Source organism: Paraburkholderia sp. GAS206C, assembly GCF_050435645.1.
Lineage (GTDB): Bacteria > Pseudomonadota > Gammaproteobacteria > Burkholderiales > Burkholderiaceae > Paraburkholderia > Paraburkholderia phenazinium_B.
In genome coordinates, this window is record NZ_JBNDKR010000013.1 from 71,270 (window position 1) to 91,237 (window position 19,968).

Consider the following 19,968-nt stretch of genomic DNA (forward strand, 5'->3'; position numbering starts at 1 on the left):
GAGCCACTACCGCAACCCGATCAAAGGAGTTCCAAGGTGAAACGGCACATTTCCCCTTTGCTCGCTGCACTTTTCATTGGCAATACGCTGGCTTGCGCAGCGACGTCCAATGCGAATGCCACAGAGCCGTCGTCTCAGGAAGCGCAGTCTGCGGCTGCGCAACTTGGACATCTTTACGACACCAACTACGCGGCTAAAAATGCCGATGCCATGGCGCAACTGTATGCCGAAGACGGCATGCTGGTTTCCCCGGCCGGGAAAATCATCAAAGGACGCGCAGCACTCAAGGAGTACTACGAAAAGCGCTTTGGTTCGGGCGCGAAAGAGCATCACATTCACGTGATCGATGCGAGCGCGCAAGGCGACGGAGGATTCAGCGTCGCAGAGTTTTCCGTTCAGGTGCCAAAAGGCGACGGGACGTTCCGCCAGGAGAGCGGCCATATCATGGCCGTGTACGTCAAGGAGGGCGACGGTTGGCACTTTCGGGCAGTTGAGCCAAGCGTGCCCGCCAAGGATTAGTCACGCCCATCCTGCAAGATATTGATGAACCGCCTGAATGGCGGCCGCTCCCTCTCCCACGGCGGCTGCCACTCTTTTGACGGAGCCGCTGCGCACGTCGCCCGCCGCAAAGATACCGGGCCGGCTGGTCTCGAGATCGTGCGGCGGCCGCTCTGCTGTCCATTTGGCGCCGGTATCGGCGCCGGTCAGCACAAAGCCATCCTTGTCTAGGGTGACGCAATCGCCAAGCCATCCGGTACTGGGCTGAGCGCCAAGAAACAGGAAAACGTGCCGGATGGGTTTGTGTTCAATCTCTCCTTGCCGATTCCACTTTATGGCCTCGAGTCGCGACTCGCCGCATAACTCGACGATCTGTGTCTTCGTGTGAAGCGTGATGTTGGACGCCGCGTTGATCCGTCTGATCAAATACGTCGACATACTCGCTCTGAGTCCCTCTCCGCGAATCACCACGTGGACATGGCGCGCGAACCTCGCAAGGAATACCGCAGCCTGTCCCGCCGAATTGCCGCCGCCCACCACGATCAGCTCTTCGTTGTTGCAGAATGCGCCCTCCATGAAGGTCGCGCTGTAGTAGATGCCGCGACCCTCGAAGTGTTCGAGACGCAAGAGATCCGGTTTCCGGTAGCGCGCGCCGCTGGCAATGACGACAGCGCGAGCGTAGACGCACTCGTCCTGATTCAGACCGATGTGAAACGACCTGGCATCCGTGCAGTCGATGGTCAGCGCTTCGATAGGCACCCCAACTTCGGCGCCGAACTTGCGGCACTGCGACAGGCCGCGACCGGCTAGCGCCTGCCCCGATATGCCGGTTGGAAAACCAAAGTAATTTTCGATCTTCGAACTGGTGCCGGCCTGGCCTCCCGGTGCCTTGGCGTCCAGAACGGCCACCTTTAGTCCCTCGGATGCGGCGTACACCGCGGCCGCGAGTCCTGCGGGTCCCGCGCCTACCACAACGAGATCGAAGTGCTCGCCGTCGAGTCTGTCCGGACTGAGGCCGATTGCATCGGCGACGGCGCGGTGGCTGGGCTGTTTCAGCACGACGCCTTGCAACGTGATTACAACCGGGATGTCGGCTTCGGTTGCGTCATAGTGCGTCAGCAGTTCTTTGGCCTCGGAGTGCTCAACGATATCGAAGTAAGCCGAGGGCTGACCGTTGCGGCTCAGGAAGTGGCGCAGACGTAGCGTAGGGGCCGAGGACGTGCTGCCGATCACCACCACGCCCACGTGTTCGCCGCGGATGAAAGCGACGCGCCGCAAAATATAGGCGCGCATGATCGTTTCGCTCAACTCCGCTTCGGCGATCACGAGCGAGCGCAACGATTCCTCGTCGATGACGATCACCTCGCAATCGGAGATGGCGCGCGACGTTGCGACTGCAGCCCGGCCCGCGAGCGTGGCTACCTCGCCGGTGAAACTGCCCGGGCCATGTGTGCCCAGCAGTACGGGGCCTTCAACGGACCGTCTGGATGCCTCGATCGTCCCGGAGAGAATGGCGAACATCCCGGTGTGCCGGTCGCCTTCGGAATAGAGGATGTCGTGCGTCTTGAGCTTGCGGCGCTCGCCGTAGCGTTCCAATATCGCCAGTTGCCTCTCGTCCAGCCGTGGGTATACCTGGTGGTAGCGGCTGCCACCCGAGGCCAGCTCGTCGAAATTGCCTGAAGAGTCGTTGCTCATGGCGGGCTCGGTCAAGTCTAAATGCGGTCTTTGCAGCGCAAGCGCTGCATCCAGTTTGCGTATGGTAACTCCGCTTGCGATTCACTAACGCATTGCTGGCATCGTGCTGCACTTTCCGTTGCGGGTCGGAACGCACTATGAAGCGGACTGCACGTTTTCCGTCAATTTGTTAATCTCGCTTCCAATCACCCATCCCACGATGCAAGGACGCGAGGAGCTTTAAGCATGAGCACTGTCGATTACGAACCGCCTAAGGTCTGGACCTGGAACAAGGATAACGGCGGCCGCTTTGCGAATATCAACCGCCCGATTTCGGGGCCGACGCACGACAAGGAGTTGCCGGTCGGCGTGCACCCGCTGCAGCTCTATTCGCTGGCGACACCGAATGGCGTCAAGGTCACGGTGATGCTCGAGGAGCTGCTGGCGCTCGGTCACAGCGGTGCGGAATATGACGCATGGCTCATCAGGATTGGCGATGGCGAGCAGTTTGGCAGCGGCTTTGTCGGCGTGAATCCGAACTCCAAGATTCCCGCGCTGCTCGATCGCAGCGGACCGAAACCCATCCGCGTGTTCGAGTCCGGTGCGATCCTGGTACACCTCGCCGAAAAATTCGGTGCTTTCCTGCCGACTGAGCCGAGCGCGCGCGCCGAGTGCCTGTCGTGGCTATTCTGGCAGATGGGCAGTGCTCCCTACCTCGGTGGCGGTTTCGGCCATTTTTACGCGTACGCCCCGAGCAAAATGGAATATCCGATCGACCGCTTCGCGATGGAGGTGAAGCGTCAACTCGACGTCCTCGAAAAGCAGCTCGCCGAGAACGAATACATCGCGGGAGATGCGTACACGATCGCCGATATGGCGATCTGGCCGTGGTACGGCGGCCTCGTAAAGGGCTGGCTTTACGGGGCGGCCGAATTCCTCTCGGTGCAGGACTACAAGCATGTCCAGCGTTGGGCCGATGCGATCGGCGAGCGCCCGGCCGTCAAGCGCGGCCGCAAGGTCAATCGCGTCTTCGGCGAGCTTTCGGATCAGCTGCACGAGCGCCATGCCGCCACCGACTTCGATACCAGCACGCAGGACAAGCTTACCGCCGAGAAATAATCTGGAAGTATGCTGAAGCGTTCTGCTCAACCTGAGCCGCACTCATCTGAATTGCCACTGCCGACGCCGAGCTTCGCGTCGTTGAGCGTGGCATCGTTGATTGCGGTGCTGGCATGGGTGGGCTTCGCGGCGCAGAGCGACATCACGATTGGCAGGATGCTGTTCCGCGGCCTGGGCGTGATCGACGGTATCGAGCGTATCAGTGCGTACCTGACGAACCTCACGACGCTCGTCGTCGCGATCAGCTTTTCGTTTGTGGCCGTACGGGCACGCTCCGCACCCGGGCGGTTCTTCCGCAAGCCACCGGTGCTCACCGCCGTGGTCGTCTACATCGTGTTCGTCGGCATTGCTTACAACACCTTGCTGCGCCATTTATGGACGCCGTACGGCTACCGCGCACTGCTCAACGAATTGCTGCATACGGTCATACCGCTGCTATGCACGCTGTACTGGCTGCTCTTCGTTCCCCGCTTCCATCTGCTGCTGCGCGATTGCCTTTTCTGGCTGATCTATCCGCTCGGCTATCTGTTGATAACGCTCTGGCGCGGCAGCGAAACCGACTTCTATCCCTATCCTTTCATTAACGTAAGCGAGCTCGGCTACGAGCGTGTGTTCATCAATGCCGTATTGCTGTTGCTCGGTTTCTTCATTCTGATGGGCGTATTCATAGCGATCAATCATCGCCGCCCACGGACGGCGCCTGCGAGATCTGTGACCGACTCATAGTATTCATCGGACAAATACCCCTAGGTAAATACACCTACGCATGTGGGTCTGATTGAAGTTGCGCAAACATTTGCCGATAACTTGTGTGACAGATGTCGTTCAAGGTAAATCGTGCCGAATATCGAAACTCTCATGCGCCGCCGTGTGCGGATCGCAACTGCGCTAGGCGCGGCGATTCTCGCCTGCGTCGGGCTCGGCGCGACCATGCAGCAATCGCAAACGGACTGGATCCAGCACTCCTACGAGGTGATGCGGCTCGAGTCGGAGATGCGCATTACGATGGTTGTCCGCGATTCGTCCATGCTGCGTTATGTGTTCGATGTCCCGACGATGGATTCGCGGGCTGGGGATCGCACGGCGGTTTTGCAAGAAATCGAAGACGCCTACGTCAGCTCCGAGATACTGCGCGCCCAGCTGCTCACGCTGACGGCCGACAATACGGAACAGGTATCGCGCCTGCAGACCATCGGTGGAGCGATGGCCCGGATCCGTGCCCGCCTCGACGAACTCCGCGATGACATGAAGGAAGGGCGCAACGGCGCTGCGCAAGCGTTGCTTGCCGATCCAGGCTATGAAGCGGATCGCAGGGTGATTCGCTCAACGCTGCAGGCCTTCGCGGATCAGGAAGCGCAACTGCTGAACGGGCGCGAACGTGCCCATACGCGCTGGGCGCTGGTTTTGTGGGGCGCGCTGGCAGCGCTCGTCATGCTCGTTGTGGTGACGCTGCATGCGCTGCGCTCGCGCGTCGTCAGCGAGGTCGCGCAGACCGAGCGTCAGCGTGGCGCTCTTGAAACGCAGCTCGACACTGACGCCGCCACAGGTCTGCATAGCCGGCACTGGCTCGCCCAGCAGTTCACCATGGATCGCGCACATCAGCTGGGCAACACGGGCGCCCTGTCGATCATCCTGCTCTGTATCGACTCGCTCAAGCCGGTCCGCGATGCGTGGGGCTTTGAGGCTCGCGACGTGCTGTTGCGCGCCGTCCTCGAACGCATCAACCGTGTGCTGGGACCGTCCGACGTACTCGTGCGTGCCGCCGATGATCAGATCGCCATTCTGGTGCCGGACCGGATTCCGGTCCCCGGCGGTTCACGCGCGGCGACGATGGTCGTCTCGCTGGCTGGTCAACTCGACACGCTGATCGACATCATCGACGGCTTGCCGGTGTCGCCCGCTGTACGTGTCGGCACCGCAGCGTGGCCCGCTGATGGTGGCTCGCTCGACGCGCTGCTGACCACGGCCGGCGATCGCATGCGGCCATTGAGCGCGTTTCGCGCCTCGGGCGACCTGACCATCTCGACTTCCGACAGCGCTGCCGCATGAACTGGTCTATCCCGCGGCGCCCGGGTGGCCGCGCCATCACATATTTACTGGCCCGTGCTTTTATCGGCCGGAAGCTGCGTGCGTGTTCAGACGCGCTGGTGAGTTGCCGGGGAGCCGCGTGGTTGCTGTTCGCCGGTGCAGTCTACGAACTTTCGTTGGCACTGCTGCACGTAGCGGGAATGACCCAAACATGCAGCGATGTGCTGCCATTCAACGCGTTCTGTTTCCTGGTCGCCTCCATCGGGATGCTGCGCGAGACAGGCGGCAGCGTGCGGTCGACGCGCCTCTCTCTGATTGCTCCTTTCACGCTGATGTGTGGCGGCGCCGTGGTGCTGGTCGAATGGTTGCAACGGCTTGGCTTCTCGCTCGACGCCCGTTACCTGGATAGGCTTCTCGCCGATCCGGCGTCCCAGTCATATCCCGTGGCGGCGTTGACTGCCATCGGCTTTGTGTTTTGCGGTGGGGCGCTTCTGCATTTGCGCGGACTAGCCGCACCGCGCAACGCAGTCGGCCCGCGTGTCTTCATCTACGGCACGATTCTCACGGGCATTATTGGGCTGCTGTGTCAGAGCATGGCAATTGGTGGCCTGTGGAGATGGGGCGAGCTTTTCGTTGTCGCGCCACTGAACGGCACCGGTTTCGTGCTCGCCGGTGCAACCTTATGGTGTGTCTGGGCAAAACGCCAGCCTGGCGTGAGCATTCTGGGTGAAAGCGCCAACGCGCGCGTACCCGTGATCGCCGCGCTGGTGGTTGTCAGTTCCGCGCTCGCCGTCGGCGTCATGCTCGCTTCGCTGATGGTGCGTAGCGATGAAGCAACAGAGCGTAGCGAGTTGCTGAGCGACACCGTCGAGCAAGCCGCCACATTGTCAGTCATCCTGCAGAATACGCAGGAGCATGCCAATGCGTTCGCCACGAGGCAGCAGAGCCGTTTGCAACACACGCCCTGCGCCGGCAGCCCTGAATCGTGTGCCGCCGCGCTCGACATGAGCGCCTATGTGGGACCCGATGCGTTCGCTAGCATCCGTCTGGTCGGCAGCGACGGTCGGGTGCTCTCCAGCGCGGGCAGGCGCCTCGCCACGCCGGACCAGATCGTGCCGGTGCGCCCCTCTGCCGGTCAACCCCGCGTCAAGGCGCAATTGCTCTGGCACGCAGGGTTCGTCTATCGTCAGCGCTCCGAACTTCTGCTGCAAGACGCCGCTGGACTTCCTGTTCAGTTCGCGCTTGAAACCGAGCAGACGTTGCCGATACTGGATTCGATGGCGGCGACGCGCTCGCGCGAAGGGCGGCGCTCCGTGCTATGTGGTCTCGACGGCCGGCTGCTACGTTGCTTCGCGGCGACCGCTTCCGAATTGCCGCACAACCTGGTGATCGATCCAGCGCTGGGGAATCGCCCACTGATCACGCCGGCATTTCATGGTGAAGCTGGCACGCAGCGGCACAGGGATTCGCGCAGCGACGACGTCGTGGTGGCCTACGCGCCGGTCGGTACGACCGGACTCGCCACAGCCTCCAAGATCAGGACCGAGGTCTTTCTCGCTCCCGTACAGCACGCGCTGCTGGTGGCCGTCGGCGTGATGGCGCTATGTGCGCTGGCAGGCACACTGTTTCTTCGAGCCCGCATCGTGCCGATCGTCAAGGCCCAGCATAGCGCTGCCGGTACCGCAGCACGCAGCGAGGCGCAACTCAGGGCTATTACCGACGCTTTGCCGTCCCTGGTCGGCTACGTGGATACATCGGAAACCTACCGTTATGCGAACGCGGCGTTTGCAACCATGCTTGGTACTCCTCCAGAAGAAGTGATTGGCAGGACGATGCGAGAGCATCTTGGCGACGCGCAGTACCAGATTTCCGAGCGATACGTCCAGCGTGCATTAGCGGGAGAACCTCAGCAGTTGGAGCGTAGCGTGATGTCGCCACACGGGTCGATCTATGTCGATGTGCGATACATCCCGCACCGCAATGCCGAGGAACGCGTCGACGGTTTTCACGTCGTGGTGACGGACATCACTGCCCGCGTCGAACAGGTCACCGCGCTCGAGCGTGCTGCCAAGATCGATCCGCTGACGGGCTCCGCCAACCGCCGTGCTTTCATGCATGCGGTCGGCGACGCCGTGAATGACCGTAGGCGTCATGGCACGCGCGTAGGACTCTGCTACATCGACGTCGACCACTTCAAGATCATCAACGACACCTATGGTCATGCAGCCGGCGACGAGGTGCTGCGTGTCGTGGCACAACGACTGCGTACTGCCACACGCGACGATGACCTTGTCGGTCGGCTCGGCGGAGACGAGTTTGTCGTGCTGCTTGGCCGTTTGCGTGACGACGATGCAGCACGCGTAGTTGCGCGGAAACTGGTTGACGCATTTTCAACGCCCGTCACTTTCCGCGGACAGGCGATCCCGGTCTCGATCAGCGTCGGTGTCGCGCTGGACGAAGAAGGCACCCGATATACGCCAGACGAACTGCTTCAGGCCGCTGATTGCGCACTCTACGAAGTCAAACGCAACGGCCGTGCATCATGGCGGCTCGCCACGGCGGCTGCTCATGGACCGGTTGATCGTGCCGAGGACTGACTGACCGCAAGTCTGCAAGACCCCTCCAGTAGTCTTCCCCAGCCTCGCAAAACGAGAACCGCTTGAGCCGAATGCCGCGGAACGCTGCCCCTCACAACGAGGGGCAGGCGGCCTGGCTCGCACGCGCGTTGTTGCGGACAACGAATTGAAATCCCACCTGTCGCCCGCCGTCGGTCGATTATGATTGATCGTATTAGCAATAATATTTACCCAATGCCGTGCCGTATGTATGGTAGATCTGGGCGCTGAGGCGCAGCCACTGGACTTCTTTCTCCGTGTAAGGGATTGTACTTAGACGTCAAATCGATATTATTGACTAATATTATTACTCGACGCGGCTGCCTGACAGCCACGCTGCATTGGATGCTGCCCCGCTGGGGCGGACAACCGCTGCAATGACAATGGAGACAAGCATGGTGAGTCACGGAGTGTTTCAACGGACGCTGGTGATGCTGCCTGCTGGCGTTTTGCGCTAGCCGCCGGCCCAGCGAGACACGATGAAGCCAATGCTGCCCCAACCCACCGCGGTGCCCGGATCTCACAGCACCCGCAAACCCACGCTGATCAAATTACAAACTGGATTGCTTCCGGCCAACGTGCGCGAACTCGTGCCCGACGGCTGAACTGGATTGCCGGATGGAGCGTGGCCGGGACGGCGCGGTGCGCCGGTTGGCAGCGCATTGTCTAACCCTTTCGAAAGACTGACGGTTCCGCATGGCAGTTGCTTGATCAGTAACGTTTCTGTGTACATCAATCCGTACAACTAAATTGTTGAGTTAAATCCAAAGCTTGGTCTTCCAGGAGGAGGTCATGATGTCCAGAGGAGTTGGGTTACTTTCCGTTCTGTTAGCGATGACAGTCGCGCTTGCCGCATGCGACGGCGGCAGTAGCGGCACATCTGCATCTCAGGCTGTAGCAGCCGCAAGTTCGTCGCCAACGCAAGCCGCCGCCCAGGCCGCGGCGCAGACGAGCGCCAATACGTCATCGGAAGAAGCGTCAACGGCGAACCCCCTGCCGTGTGACGCCGCAGCCGAGGCCAACACACCGTGCTCCGCGGCTCATAGCGTGACACGGCTGTTGACAAAGCACTACTCGGGGCCGCTGTTCCAGATTCAGCGGGCGTCCGACAATACAACGCTGAACGTCTATCCCTATACGTCGGGCAACTTGCCCAACGGCTCCGACCGCTCGTTGGTCGGCTCGGCGAATGTGAAAAGTGCAGACTCGTTCTGCAACAGGACAACCTGCTCCGTCACGTACATCTACGATCAGATCGACCTGGTTTCACCTCTGAAGGGAGGCGCGTTCGGAAACGTGACGGGGACGCTGACACTCAACTCGGACGGAACAGAGTCACTGACCATTCCGAGCACCAGCGCAGCGGCGAGTACCAGTACCGCTGCGAAGAAGTCGACGACCGTTCCGGTGCTGAACGGCTTTGCGACGATCACGCTTCCGGGAACCAGTGGCACGCTGACTGTGCAACTGTTGCAGCCGCCTACTGCGTTGACCACGGCGGCGCCGACCGAACAGGTATCGATTGGTAACGATCTGCCGGCGCTACCCGGCACGCCCGCACAACTCGGCTTCGTGCCGCTGCAAGGCGCCGAGGTTCCAGCGCTGGGTACGTTGGCGGGACAGGCATATCGCAACCGGTTCGGCACGGTGAACCAGTCGATCGGCGACTCGGAGATTGCCGAATACATGGTCGCGGGGGCGCACTATAGCCAGTCCTCGACCTGCTGCGGCACTTACGGGAACATGGAAAGCAGCGCCAATCCGAGCACGTATGCGCACGGAGAAATTGAGGGCGAAATGTTTGCGCTGGCGTTCTCGAACGGTAATGCCGCGGTGTTTGGCTATTGCGACGGTGATTCGGCCCAACCGTCCACTGTAAAAGACCCTGTGTGCAACGCACTCGATACCAACTGGCCGGGCGTCGATGCAGAAGCTGGCGTCTACCTCTATGGTCCGCAGCAGCCTGCGAAGGAGAAATTTGTCACCGTACTCTCCAAATATTCACCCGTGACGGCGTCCAATATCTTCGTTGTCAAGGGCGGTTCCGCTTCACAGAGCGTACTCACTCCAGTCTACGATGCGGCGCCTCCCGAAGCGCTTAACTTTGAGAGCGATGCGGGCCATGCCTTCAACGGGCAATGGCAAGGCGGCCTCTCGCTTGGCGAAGGCGGTGACGGTAGCGCTGCGCCTATCCAGTTCTTCGAAGGCGCGGTGATTACCAAGGCAACCTCCAACACAACCGACAACGCAATTCAGGCCAGCATTGCTAGCTTCTATGGTCCGCCGGCCAACAAGACCACGGCAGCCTGCTATGCGAACAACCTGATCGATTCGCCGTTGAGTCTCGCAACGCCGGATGTTTGGGCGCAACAGAATGGCGGCACCGCAGAGCCTGCAACGGATGTGTCGGGAGTGGACAAAGGAGCTGCGACGGTTATCAGCACAAACGGCTCGTCGGTGTCGAACGTCCGCGAGATCATCAGGGTTCAGGGCGGACAATCGTATAGTTTCAGCGACTATGTGCTTGCGACTACTAACGCAACGGTCTTTCCTGGAGGCTCGATTCAGACCGACGACCCGAGCGGCACCGAATTCGCATGGGTTCTCAATACGAATACGGGTGCTGTAGTGCGCGGGACGTGGGGCGCGGGGCAGGCTACGTCGGTCTCCGCAGTGAAAGAGGGGAACTGGTGGAAAGTGACAATGACGCTCACCGCTCCCGTGGGATCGAACAATGCGCAAGTGTTTATTGATCCGCCTACGTCTAGCGCGGCTGGCGTTCGCACACAGCAAACGCCGTATCTGAGCGCGACGCATTATTGCCCGAGCCTGGCTATCGCCAACAACTCGACCATGTAGGCGAGAATTTCGCTTATTTTTTGCCTGGACTCCGGCCCTTGAAGGGCCGGAGTCTTTTGGCGGTGACCGCTTACGCAGAGACCTGAGCCGCTAGCAGATCCTCGATTCGAACCGGAAGATTGCGCACCCGTACACCGGTTGCATGATATACGGCGCTGGTAATGGCAGGTGCAATGCCTGCCAGGCCAATTTCGCCGATCCCCCGTGCGCCGAGCGGATTCAACGCAAGGTCCGGATAGTCGAGGAACGTCACGTCGATTTTCGGCGCATCGGCATGCGTGGTCATCACATAGTCAGCGAGGTTGCGGTTGATCGGTGCTCCGCTGCGCTTGTCGTAGTGTGTCTCTTCGAACAGCGCCATGCCGACGCCCATTACCACGGCCCCTTCAATCTGGTTGCGGGCAGTGCGCGCGTTGATGATCTTGCCGCCGTCGATCAGGCTCACTACGCGGTTGACTCGCAATCGAGCAGTTTCGGGCTGCCAGGTGACCTCGATGAAGTGCGCGCAATACGAGTGGATCGAAATTTTCGCCGCGTCGGGATCGTCCGCGCTTGAACCGGAGCGGCCCCGGCCGACTACCATATTGACCTGCGCCGGCGCGAGGATTCGCTCGAACGGCACGCCCGCGCCTGGTGAGGTGCCCTTACGGTAGATCATGCCGTGGTCGAACGCGAGTTCCGTCACCGGTTGGCCGTTGAACGGCGAATTATCTGCCTGGGACGCCGCGATCAGGAGCTGTTGGATCGCGGCCTGCGCGGCCTGCGTCACCGCTGGAACTAGCGATGCGGTCACCATCGAGCCACCAGACAGCGGTCCGGGTGGCAAGCGCGTATCGCCGAGTGCCACGGAGACGCGCTCGAGCGGGACGCCAGTCAGGTTGGACACCATCTGGCCCAGCACGGTGTACGTCCCCGTACCGATGTCCTGGGTCGCGGTCGAGACGCGTGCCGTCCCATCGGCGTGAAGCTCGACGAGGATCTCCGTCGGGAGGCGCCGTGCGGCCCACGAGCCGGCCGCCATGCCCCAGCCCAACACGAGGCCGTCGCGGCGCATGGAACCCACCGCAGGCGTGCGTTGTGCCCAGCCGAATTTCTCGGCGCCGAGCGTGATGCACTCCTTGAGATGCCGGGACGAAAACGGCACTCTCAGGCCTTCGTCGATCTCGGGCTCGTTGACGAGGCGCAAGCGAACAGGATCGAGATTGAGCTTGATAGCGAGCTCGTCCACAGCCGACTCGATGGCGAACAGTCCTGGAACGGCACCGGGGCCTCGCATCGACGTGCTCGGTGCAATGTCGCGGCGCGAATAGGCGGCGGTTGCGCGCAGGTTAGGCGAGCTGTACAGATAGCCTGTGGTCTCGCCGCAGTTCTCCTTGCGCATTTCCTTGCGCGCGGTCTGATAGACGTAGTCCTGCTGGAACGAGGTGAAGCGTCCGTCGGGCGTCGCGGAGATGCGCATGCGTTGTTGCGTGCTGGTACGGTGACCGACGTTGTGGAACATCATCTCGCGAGTCACCACCAGCTTCACGGGCCGCATCAGATTGCGCGCCGCGGCGCCGGCGAGCAATGAGTGCGACCACGGGAACAGCTTGCCGCCAAATCCGGAGCCCAGGTACTTCATGATCACGCGTACCTGGTCCTGCGACACACCGAGCATCTGCGCCATGACGAGGCGCTGGTTGACGATGGATTGCGACGTTTCGTAGAACGTGTAGTTCGTTCCATCGAATACGGCTACCGTTGCATGCAATTCGATGGGGTTGTGCGTTTCAACGGGCGTCGTGTACGTCTCGTCCAGCTTCTGCGTATCTGGAGCTGCTGCGAACGCTGCATCCGGGTCACCGCGGTGCGTATCGACGCTCGGCGTCTGGTCCGCTGACATCTCCGCGCGGACATCGGGTTGGCTCGACGAATACGCCACCGTCACCGCGCGCGATGCTGCGCTTGCCCGCTCGAATGTATCGGCCACCACCACGCCGATGTACTGGCCATAGTAGTAAATGTTGTCGTCTTCGAAAGGAGGGCGCTTTTCGTCGATACGGGTGTCCACCGCAAAACCGACGCGATAGAACTTGCCGATGTTCTCGCGCGTGAATACCGCTCGAACGCCCGGCATGCCTGCGGCCGCGGCGGTGTCCAGACGTGTGATGCGCCCTTTGGCGATCGTCGCGCAAACAGGCACGGCGTAAAGCGTCCCGGGCAGATTGACGTCCGAAGTATAGGTGGCGGTGCCGCTGACTTTAAGCGGACCGTCGATTCGAGTGAAGTCGCCGCCGATAATCGGCTGCGCTTTAGTGCTAGCTAATGGCATATTCTCTCCGCGTCGCCAACGTTGCGACCATCGCGACCGTTGCGTCAGGCAGTCTGTGTGGCAAGTGTGAGTGCGTGCTGGATGCAGCGCTTTGCGAGTTCGACCTTGAAGCCGTTTTGGCTTTGTACGCGCGCCGATTGCAGCGCTGCTTCACTCGCAGCACGAAAAGCCGTGGCGTCCGGCGCTTGTCCAAGCAATTGCGCTTCAGCCTCTTTTGAGCGCCAAGGCCTGACGCCTACACCGCCTAACGCAATACGGATGTGATCGATCTTGCCCGCTGAGACCTTGATGACGACCGCTGCCGACGCCAATGCGAACTCATACGACGCGCGGTCGCGCAGCTTGAGATAGACCATGCGATTGCCAGGCACCGACGCCGGAAGCGTCACATGAGTAATGAGTTCGCCCGGTTTAAGCGAGGTTTCACGCTCGGGCGTGCTCCCCGGCAACAGAAAGAAATCGTCGATAGCAATATCCCGCTTGCCCTGCGCGCCTTCGACGTGAATCGTAGCCTCGAGTGCGGTCATCGCTACGTTCATGTCCGAGGGGTTCGTCGCGATGCAGTGCTCGCTGGTTCCTAGAATGGCCAGGTTCCGGTTGAACCCGTCGATCGCCGAGCAGCCGGTGCCGGGTTCGCGCTTGTTGCAGGGTGTTGCGGTGTCGCGAAAGTAAACACAACGTGTGCGTTGCAGCAGGTTGCCGCCGGTCGTCGCCATGTTACGCAATTGCGCGGATGCGCCGGATAGCAACGCTTGCGACAGAACCGGATAATGGCTTTTGATTAGCGGATGATTGGCGAGATCCGAATTGCGTACCGTCGCTCCTATCGTGACGCCACCGCCGTCGATGGCCTCGATCTGATCGAGTGGCAAGCGATGGATGTCGATCACCTGAGCAGGACGTTCGACGTCGAGCTTCATAAGATCGAGCAGCGTCGTGCCTCCCGCAAGGAAACGAATCGGGGCGCCGTTGGCCTGGCCGTTAGCGGCAGGATTCGCGGAGTCGATCGCCTGGCTGACATTGGCGACGCGTTTAAGCTGAAAGGATTCCATGAGCGCGCTCCGCTTAAACTCTGCGACGAATCTGCTGGATCGCGGCCACGATGTTCGTATAGGCGCCACAGCGGCAGATATTCCCGCTCATGGCCTCCTTCACATCGTCGTCGCTATGACCGTATGGCTCCTTGAGAAGCGCGACGGCGGACATGATCTGCCCGGACGTGCAGTACCCGCACTGGAACCCGTCATGTTCGAGGAAAGCCGCTTGCATCGGGTGCAGTGCTCCGGGCTTGCCAAGACCCTCAATGGTCGTGATCGCCTCGTCCTCGTGGGTGACGGCAAGGCTGAGGCATGAATTTACACGCCGCCCATCCACATGGACCGTACACGCACCGCATTGGCCATGGTCGCAGCCCTTCTTGGTGCCGGTCAGGTGCAGATGCTCGCGCAGGCAGTCGAGCAGGGTCGTGCGGGAATCGATATCCAGATCGTAGTTTGTGCCGTTGACGTTCAGGCGGACGTGCATGTTGGCACCATCTGCCGACACGTTCGATGCTGGCGGTGCCTCCTCGATGGTGGGATCGGCCTCCGCGAGGGCCACCGAATGAAGTTGACCGGCGCCGATTGCGACCCCGGCAGCGCCCACGCGTGTCAGGAACGATCGACGCGTAGGGCGTTCAAGCACCGTTGCAGGATCGTCTGCGGTGGCGTCCGGTTTCTGGGGATCTTTACTCATGAGTCTGATTCTCCGCTGAACCACGGATGGATGGGATGCGCATGCCGCTTTATCGGCCGGCACTCGTTAGGCTCATCATACAAAAATGGAGTGACGCGAAAATGGCGGCGAACTGACGGCTAGATGAACACTGCGATTTGAGCCCCTATTTTGTGGTCCATTCGACGGTGCTTGCGGACCTGAAGCGATTGGATAGAGGAGGATTATTGTCGGCCGGATAACAGTGTCTACGCAGACCGCCAGTTAAATTTTCTTTAATCAAGCGGTCAGGCAGCGGTTCGGGCAGCGAGCCTAGTCTGCAAGCTGTTCGCTGCAGAGCAGGATTCCGAAAAATGTGTTTTCCTGTTGACCGTCGATCGTCCATCCGAAGCCAACGCAAGTGAAATCCCCCTTTGAAACCGAACCTGCGGAGCGGCGGCCCCGCTGGACCACGATGACCTCGCGGCTATTGTTCGTCTATACGATCACCTTTCTGTTTTCAATGCTGTTGCTGCTGGTCTTCGTGGAGCACGCGGTGACCGGGCAGATGGAGCACGAAGTCGACGTCGTGATGGATTGGCAACTGATCTATTTCGATTCGACGCCCGATAACATGCTTCCCGATGCGATCCAGGATCGCCTCGAAAATTCGCACATGCACGCCAACTACTACGGGTTATTTACACCGGACGGCAGGCACATTGCGGGTGACGTGATGGCGTTTCCCCCGCAGTTGACCGTCGACAGGGATGGCGTGACGCTGGCGCGCACGTTGTCTGTCACGGGCAGGCGCCCGGTGCCCATGGTGCGTGCGACGGCGGAGCGGCGCAAGAACGGCGACATATTGCTGGTCAGCCGCGATGTCACGAACATCTTTCACATCCGTAAGGCGATCATCAGGGCATTTTCGATGGGCGGCACGTTTTGCCTGGCCGCTGGCATTGCTTTGGGGCTTGCCATGAGTGTGCGGCAGATGAGACGTGTGAGGGCGATTCGTCGCGTCACGCTGCGAATTTCGCAAGGCGATCTGAACCAGCGTCTGCCAACAGGCGGCCGCGATGAAATCGACATGCTGTCGCATCTTGTGAATCACATGCTCGATGAAGTCGAGCGGCTCATCGGTGAAATGAAGGGGGCGTGCGATAGCATTGCCCACGATCTTCGCACCCCGCTTGCGCACGTCATTGTGCTGCTCGGTAGCATGGCGCATCGGGCCGGAGGCCTGAAAGACCAGCCAATGCTGGACCTGATTGCGCGTGCCCGATCCGATACCGACCGCTTGCTGCAGCGCTTCCGGGCAATCCTGCGGATCTCGGAGATCGGCGCGCTGAAACGCCGCGAGGGATTTGCCGAGGTGGAGATGGAAACACTCGTGCGGGAAATCGGCGAGCTTTATGAGCCGCTGGCCGAAAGCCGGTCGGTTCAATTCGTCATGCACGTGGAGCCGATTCCCGGGATCCATGGGGACCGCAATCTGCTGTTCGAGGCGCTGAGCAACCTGGTGGATAACGCCATCAAGTTCACGCCGGAGGGCGGCACCGTCAAGGTGGAACTGAGAAAAACACCGGCCGGCCCACAGGTCACCGTTGCCGACACAGGACCTGGTATTCCGGCCGCTGAACATGATCTGGTGCTGCAGCGCTTCTACCGGAGCAAAAGCACGGAGCATCATGCTGGCTCTGGCATCGGTCTAAGCATCGTGTCGGCGGTGCTGCGCGTGCACGACTTTACGATGAGGTTGGCGAACGCGGATCCGGGCGTCCGCGTGATCATTGATTGCTGGTCGCGCTCCCTGGGGTGAGGGCGCCAGCAGCGCAGAAACGCTCAAGTGGCAGAAACTCGAAAGCGGTTGTCCGCCGCGCATCTCCCGAGTGGCTAGCATCCAGACATGGCCTCACGAAACTCATTGAAACCAATTTCAGGCGCTTCATCAGCGCCGTCGTGAGGCGAGTCCGGTGAGCCTATAAGGAGACTCGTATGACCGATTTATCGCATCTGGACAGTATCGTGGACGATGCTGATTGGATTACGGACGTGGTGCTTGCCGCAATGAGCCGGACCGACGACGCCCGGCTCAAGCAGATCGTCGACGCGCTAGTACGTCACGCCCACGCGTTCTTCCGGGAAGTCAGGTTGACGGACCAGGAGTTCGAGAAGGGCATTGAATTTGTCAAAGCGATTGGCCAGGCCACCGTGGACGATCACAACGAGGTTGTGTTGTGCTCGGACGTGCTGGGCTTTTCAACACTGGTCACGCTGCTCAATACGATTGACAAGACCGACCGGACACCCGGCGCGCTGCTCGGCCCGTTCTATCGCGGCAATTCACCTGAATACCGCAATGGCGACTGCATCGTCGACGATGGCTCGCCCGGTGCGCCGTTGTTCGTGCGCGCTCGCGTAGTCGATCGGGCAAACCGGCCAGTCGCGAATGCCATGGTCGACGTGTGGCAAGCGTCGCCGGTGGGTCTGTATGAAAACCAGGACCCGGAGCAGCCCGATATGAATCTGCGTGGCCGCTTCAGAACGGATGCCGACGGTTACTTCCGCTTTCGTTCCGTCAGGCCCGCGGGCTATCCGATCCCTACGCACGGTCCGGTTGGCGTGCTGCTCGACAAGCAGCACCGGCATCCGTATCGCCCGGCTCATATTCACTTCGTTGTTATTGCTGAAGGCTACGAAACCCTGGTGAGCCAGGTCTTTGCAGACGATTCGGAATACCTGGGATCGGACGTCGTGTTCGGCGTTATTCGCTCGTTGGTAGGCACATTCGAACTGCACGAAGACGGCCACGCGCCTGACGCGGATGTGAGCGGACCGTATTACACACTCGGGTACGAATTCGTGCTGGCCGAAGGGACGCCGACGTACCCGACGCCCCCCATCAAATAAAGCGGAGATTACAGTGTCCAACGATCTCGAAGGAAAAGTGGCAGTCATTCTTGGCGGCACGGGTGGTATTGGTGCCGCTACGGCAAACCGGCTCGCCAATGCGGGGGCTACCGTTGTCGTCACCAGCCAGTCCGGCGTTGCCAAGGCACAGCGTGTTGTCGATTCACTGCCGGGCAGCGGCCACCTGGCAGCGGTGACGTCGATTGCCGATAGCGCGTCGCTCACAGACCTCGCCAACTGCGTCAAGTCGCAACTGGGGCGGGCTGACATTCTGGTGAATACGGCTGGGTTCACCAGGCCAATCAAACACGCGGACCTCGACGCGTTGACCGACGAACTCATCGACGAAATCATGAAGGTGAACTGGCGCGCGCAGTTCGCAGCAATTCGCGCCTTTCGCACGCTGCTCGACGAGTCGGGCGATGGTCTCGTGGTGAACGTATCGTCGATTTCCGGCACTACCGGCGTGGGCAGCAACATTGCTTACTGTGCGGCGAAGGCCGGCCTTGATGTGATGGCCGCATCGCTGGGGCGCGCGCTCGCGCCGCGCATCCGCGTTCTGAATGTTTCCCCGGGCGTCGTGGATACGAGCTTTGTGCCTGGACGTGGCTCGGACTTTAACGACAAGGTGGCCGCGACGACACCTCTCGGTCGCATTGGCACTCCTGAAGATATCGCCGCAGCAATCGAAGCGTGTGCGACCCACCTGAAATTCAGCACTGGCGTCGCGATTGTGGTCGATGGTGGCCGTCGTCTGAACTGAGCTTAAGCGAGACTTATCATGCATGCACGTAAAACCATCATCACCTGTGCGGTGACAGGTAACCTGACAAAGCCGGAGCAGCATCCTGGCCTGCCCATCACGCCACAGCAGATCGCTATGTCGGCACTGGAAGCAGCACAGGCCGGCGCTGCCGTCGTTCACATTCATGTGCGCGATCCGCAAACCGGCCGGCCCTCGATGGAAATCGAGCTGTACCGGCAGGTGATCGAACTCATCCGTGCCGTCGATCACGAGTTGATCATCAATCTGACCACCGGTCCCGGCGGGCGCTTTATTCCGAGCGACGACGATCCCAAAGTAGCGGCACCTGGAACGACATTGTTGCCGCCTGAAAAGCGGGTCGAGCATATTGCCGCATTGAAGCCAGATATCTGTAGCCTGGATCTGAATACGATGAACTCAGGTGGCGACGTCGTGATCAACACGCCGAAGAACGTGCGGCGCATGGCTAGTGTGATACGCGAAGCGGGTGTCAAGCCGGAGCTTGAAATCTTTGATTCCGGTGACCTGCACCTCGCGCTCGATCTGATCAAGGAAGGTGTACTCGACGGGCCAGGACTCTGGACGTTCGTCATGGGCGTGAAGTACGGCTTCGCGGCAACGCCGGAGACGCTGTTCTATGCACGCAACTTTCTCCCGCAAGGCGCGGCCTGGTCGGCCTTCGGCATTGGCCGCACGGAGTTCCCCATTGTCGCGCAGGCGTGGCTGGCCGGCGGGCATGTGCGTGTCGGCCTCGAAGACAACATCTACATCTCCAAAGGGGTGCTGGCCGAAACCAACGCGGTGCTGGTGGCTCGTGCACGGGATATCGTCCTGTCGCTCGGTGGAGAGATTGCGACGCCACGGGAGGCGCGCGAACAACTGGGCCTGGTGAAATGAGTGAGCATCAGGACGCCCGACAGTTCGGGACACCCACCGTGCACAAAACGGCATTCGTTGCGCGCGGTACGTCGATCACTGGCGACGTGCAGATTGGCGAGCAAGCGTCGATCTGGTTCAACTGCGTATTACGCGGGGACGTACAGCGCATTGTGATCGGTGCGCGAACGAATATTCAGGACGGTTCGATTCTGCACGGCACGACCAATGGCCCGCCGACTCTGGTCGGCAGCCAGGTCACCGTGGGACATGGCGCAATCCTGCATGCGTGCACCATCGAGGATCTGGCGTTCGTGGGGTTCGGTGCGCGCGTGCTCGACAACGCAATTGTCCGTGCCGGCGGCATGCTGGCGGCGGGTGCGGTGCTGACGCCGGGGAAGGTGATTGGGTCGGGAGAGTTATGGGCCGGCAATCCTGCCAAACTCTTGCGTCCACTCACAGAACAGGAACTCGCCGGGATGACCACATCGGCAGACCGCTATGTGGCGCTTGCGGAACGGTACATGTTCTCCAAGCCGGTCGTGCTGCATTTCTAACAAGACGTTTGCGCGGTTGGCCGAAGCTTCTCGGGCTTACCGCGCCAATGCACCAAAGAT

16 protein-coding genes are annotated in these 19,968 nt (G+C 60.7%); 12 read left to right on the forward strand and 4 right to left on the reverse strand.

Features of this window, described 5'->3' with window-relative positions; all coding sequences use genetic code 11:
* The first annotated feature begins 36 nt into the window (after nucleotides 1-36).
* The gene (locus tag P3T20_RS31680; RefSeq protein WP_429288877.1) at nucleotides 37-519 is read left to right on the forward strand and encodes a YybH family protein; all 483 of its coding nucleotides are present in this window, start codon (nucleotides 37-39) and stop codon (nucleotides 517-519) included.
* Here the strand turns inward: P3T20_RS31680 and P3T20_RS31685 are convergent, their stop codons facing one another.
* On the reverse strand, nucleotides 520-2,193 hold the full coding sequence (locus P3T20_RS31685) for an FAD-dependent oxidoreductase (RefSeq protein ID WP_074267345.1): 1,674 nt from the start codon (nucleotides 2,191-2,193) through the stop codon (nucleotides 520-522).
* A gap of 225 nt (nucleotides 2,194-2,418) precedes the next feature.
* Here P3T20_RS31685 and yghU point away from each other — a divergent pair, with 225 nt between their 5' ends.
* The 6 genes from yghU to P3T20_RS31715 all read left to right on the forward strand — a co-directional run bounded on the left by yghU (nucleotide 2,419) and on the right by P3T20_RS31715 (nucleotide 10,793).
* Entirely contained in the window at nucleotides 2,419-3,291 is an 873-nt protein-coding gene (yghU, locus tag P3T20_RS31690; RefSeq protein WP_429288878.1) for a glutathione-dependent disulfide-bond oxidoreductase, read from the forward strand.
* A gap of 9 nt (nucleotides 3,292-3,300) precedes the next feature.
* Nucleotides 3,301-4,017: a Pr6Pr family membrane protein gene (locus P3T20_RS31695; protein WP_429288879.1), complete on the forward strand. Its 717-nt coding sequence runs from the start codon at nucleotides 3,301-3,303 to the stop codon at nucleotides 4,015-4,017.
* A gap of 132 nt (nucleotides 4,018-4,149) precedes the next feature.
* The gene (locus P3T20_RS31700; protein ID WP_074267348.1) at nucleotides 4,150-5,340 is read left to right on the forward strand and encodes a sensor domain-containing diguanylate cyclase; all 1,191 of its coding nucleotides are present in this window, start codon (nucleotides 4,150-4,152) and stop codon (nucleotides 5,338-5,340) included.
* Complete coding sequence (locus P3T20_RS31705; RefSeq protein ID WP_083611613.1) at nucleotides 5,337-7,916, forward strand: GGDEF domain-containing protein; 2,580 nt, start codon at nucleotides 5,337-5,339, stop codon at nucleotides 7,914-7,916. The genes P3T20_RS31700 and P3T20_RS31705 overlap by 4 nt, the downstream gene beginning before the upstream one ends.
* 497 nt (nucleotides 7,917-8,413) lie before the next feature.
* The gene (locus P3T20_RS31710) at nucleotides 8,414-8,539 is read left to right on the forward strand and encodes a hypothetical protein (RefSeq protein ID WP_429288880.1); all 126 of its coding nucleotides are present in this window, start codon (nucleotides 8,414-8,416) and stop codon (nucleotides 8,537-8,539) included.
* 187 nt (nucleotides 8,540-8,726) lie between these two features.
* Complete coding sequence (locus tag P3T20_RS31715; RefSeq protein WP_429288881.1) at nucleotides 8,727-10,793, forward strand: arabinofuranosidase catalytic domain-containing protein; 2,067 nt, start codon at nucleotides 8,727-8,729, stop codon at nucleotides 10,791-10,793.
* Between the two features lie 70 nt (nucleotides 10,794-10,863).
* Here the strand turns inward: P3T20_RS31715 and P3T20_RS31720 are convergent, their stop codons facing one another.
* The 3 genes from P3T20_RS31720 to P3T20_RS31730 are packed head-to-tail and all read right to left on the reverse strand — an operon-like array spanning nucleotide 10,864 to nucleotide 14,838.
* A complete protein-coding gene (locus tag P3T20_RS31720; protein ID WP_074267351.1) occupies nucleotides 10,864-13,104 on the reverse strand; it encodes a xanthine dehydrogenase family protein molybdopterin-binding subunit in 2,241 nt (746 codons plus the stop codon).
* A 44-nt stretch (nucleotides 13,105-13,148) separates the two neighbouring features.
* Nucleotides 13,149-14,156, reverse strand: a complete 1,008-nt coding sequence (locus P3T20_RS31725) for an FAD binding domain-containing protein (protein WP_429288882.1) — start codon at nucleotides 14,154-14,156, stop codon at nucleotides 13,149-13,151.
* A 13-nt stretch (nucleotides 14,157-14,169) separates the two neighbouring features.
* A complete protein-coding gene (locus tag P3T20_RS31730) occupies nucleotides 14,170-14,838 on the reverse strand; it encodes a (2Fe-2S)-binding protein (protein ID WP_429288883.1) in 669 nt (222 codons plus the stop codon).
* Between the two features lie 433 nt (nucleotides 14,839-15,271).
* Between P3T20_RS31730 and P3T20_RS31735 the strand changes: the two genes are divergently transcribed.
* From P3T20_RS31735 to P3T20_RS31755, 5 genes are all read left to right on the forward strand, one after another.
* A complete protein-coding gene (locus P3T20_RS31735) occupies nucleotides 15,272-16,618 on the forward strand; it encodes a sensor histidine kinase (protein WP_429288966.1) in 1,347 nt (448 codons plus the stop codon).
* 176 nt (nucleotides 16,619-16,794) lie between these two features.
* Nucleotides 16,795-17,709: a dioxygenase gene (locus P3T20_RS31740; RefSeq protein ID WP_429288884.1), complete on the forward strand. Its 915-nt coding sequence runs from the start codon at nucleotides 16,795-16,797 to the stop codon at nucleotides 17,707-17,709.
* A 13-nt stretch (nucleotides 17,710-17,722) separates the two neighbouring features.
* The gene (locus P3T20_RS31745) at nucleotides 17,723-18,472 is read left to right on the forward strand and encodes an SDR family NAD(P)-dependent oxidoreductase (RefSeq protein ID WP_429288885.1); all 750 of its coding nucleotides are present in this window, start codon (nucleotides 17,723-17,725) and stop codon (nucleotides 18,470-18,472) included.
* 18 nt (nucleotides 18,473-18,490) lie between these two features.
* A complete protein-coding gene (locus P3T20_RS31750) occupies nucleotides 18,491-19,372 on the forward strand; it encodes a 3-keto-5-aminohexanoate cleavage protein (RefSeq protein ID WP_429288886.1) in 882 nt (293 codons plus the stop codon).
* Entirely contained in the window at nucleotides 19,369-19,908 is a 540-nt protein-coding gene (locus P3T20_RS31755; RefSeq protein WP_429288887.1) for a gamma carbonic anhydrase family protein, read from the forward strand. The genes P3T20_RS31750 and P3T20_RS31755 overlap by 4 nt, the downstream gene beginning before the upstream one ends.
* Nucleotides 19,909-19,968 lie beyond the last annotated feature (60 nt).

What these genes read in the sequence shown, in the direction of transcription:
- P3T20_RS31710 (WP_429288880.1), top strand. Translation starts at nt 8,414, where the DNA reads ATGAAGCCAATGCTGCCCCAACCCACCGCGGTGCCCGGATCTCACAGC.
- P3T20_RS31750 (WP_429288886.1), top strand. Translation starts at nt 18,491, where the DNA reads ATGCATGCACGTAAAACCATCATCACCTGTGCGGTGACAGGTAACCTG.
- P3T20_RS31755 (WP_429288887.1), top strand. Translation starts at nt 19,369, where the DNA reads ATGAGTGAGCATCAGGACGCCCGACAGTTCGGGACACCCACCGTGCAC.
- P3T20_RS31685 (WP_074267345.1), bottom strand. Translation starts at nt 2,193, where the DNA reads ATGAGCAACGACTCTTCAGGCAATTTCGACGAGCTGGCCTCGGGTGGC.
- P3T20_RS31730 (WP_429288883.1), bottom strand. Translation starts at nt 14,838, where the DNA reads ATGAGTAAAGATCCCCAGAAACCGGACGCCACCGCAGACGATCCTGCA.
- P3T20_RS31715 (WP_429288881.1), top strand. Translation starts at nt 8,727, where the DNA reads ATGATGTCCAGAGGAGTTGGGTTACTTTCCGTTCTGTTAGCGATGACA.
- P3T20_RS31720 (WP_074267351.1), bottom strand. Translation starts at nt 13,104, where the DNA reads ATGCCATTAGCTAGCACTAAAGCGCAGCCGATTATCGGCGGCGACTTC.
- P3T20_RS31725 (WP_429288882.1), bottom strand. Translation starts at nt 14,156, where the DNA reads ATGGAATCCTTTCAGCTTAAACGCGTCGCCAATGTCAGCCAGGCGATC.
- P3T20_RS31705 (WP_083611613.1), top strand. Translation starts at nt 5,337, where the DNA reads ATGAACTGGTCTATCCCGCGGCGCCCGGGTGGCCGCGCCATCACATAT.
- P3T20_RS31740 (WP_429288884.1), top strand. Translation starts at nt 16,795, where the DNA reads ATGACCGATTTATCGCATCTGGACAGTATCGTGGACGATGCTGATTGG.
- P3T20_RS31700 (WP_074267348.1), top strand. Translation starts at nt 4,150, where the DNA reads ATGCGCCGCCGTGTGCGGATCGCAACTGCGCTAGGCGCGGCGATTCTC.
- yghU (WP_429288878.1), top strand. Translation starts at nt 2,419, where the DNA reads ATGAGCACTGTCGATTACGAACCGCCTAAGGTCTGGACCTGGAACAAG.
- P3T20_RS31735 (WP_429288966.1), top strand. Translation starts at nt 15,272, where the DNA reads ATGACCTCGCGGCTATTGTTCGTCTATACGATCACCTTTCTGTTTTCA.
- P3T20_RS31695 (WP_429288879.1), top strand. Translation starts at nt 3,301, where the DNA reads ATGCTGAAGCGTTCTGCTCAACCTGAGCCGCACTCATCTGAATTGCCA.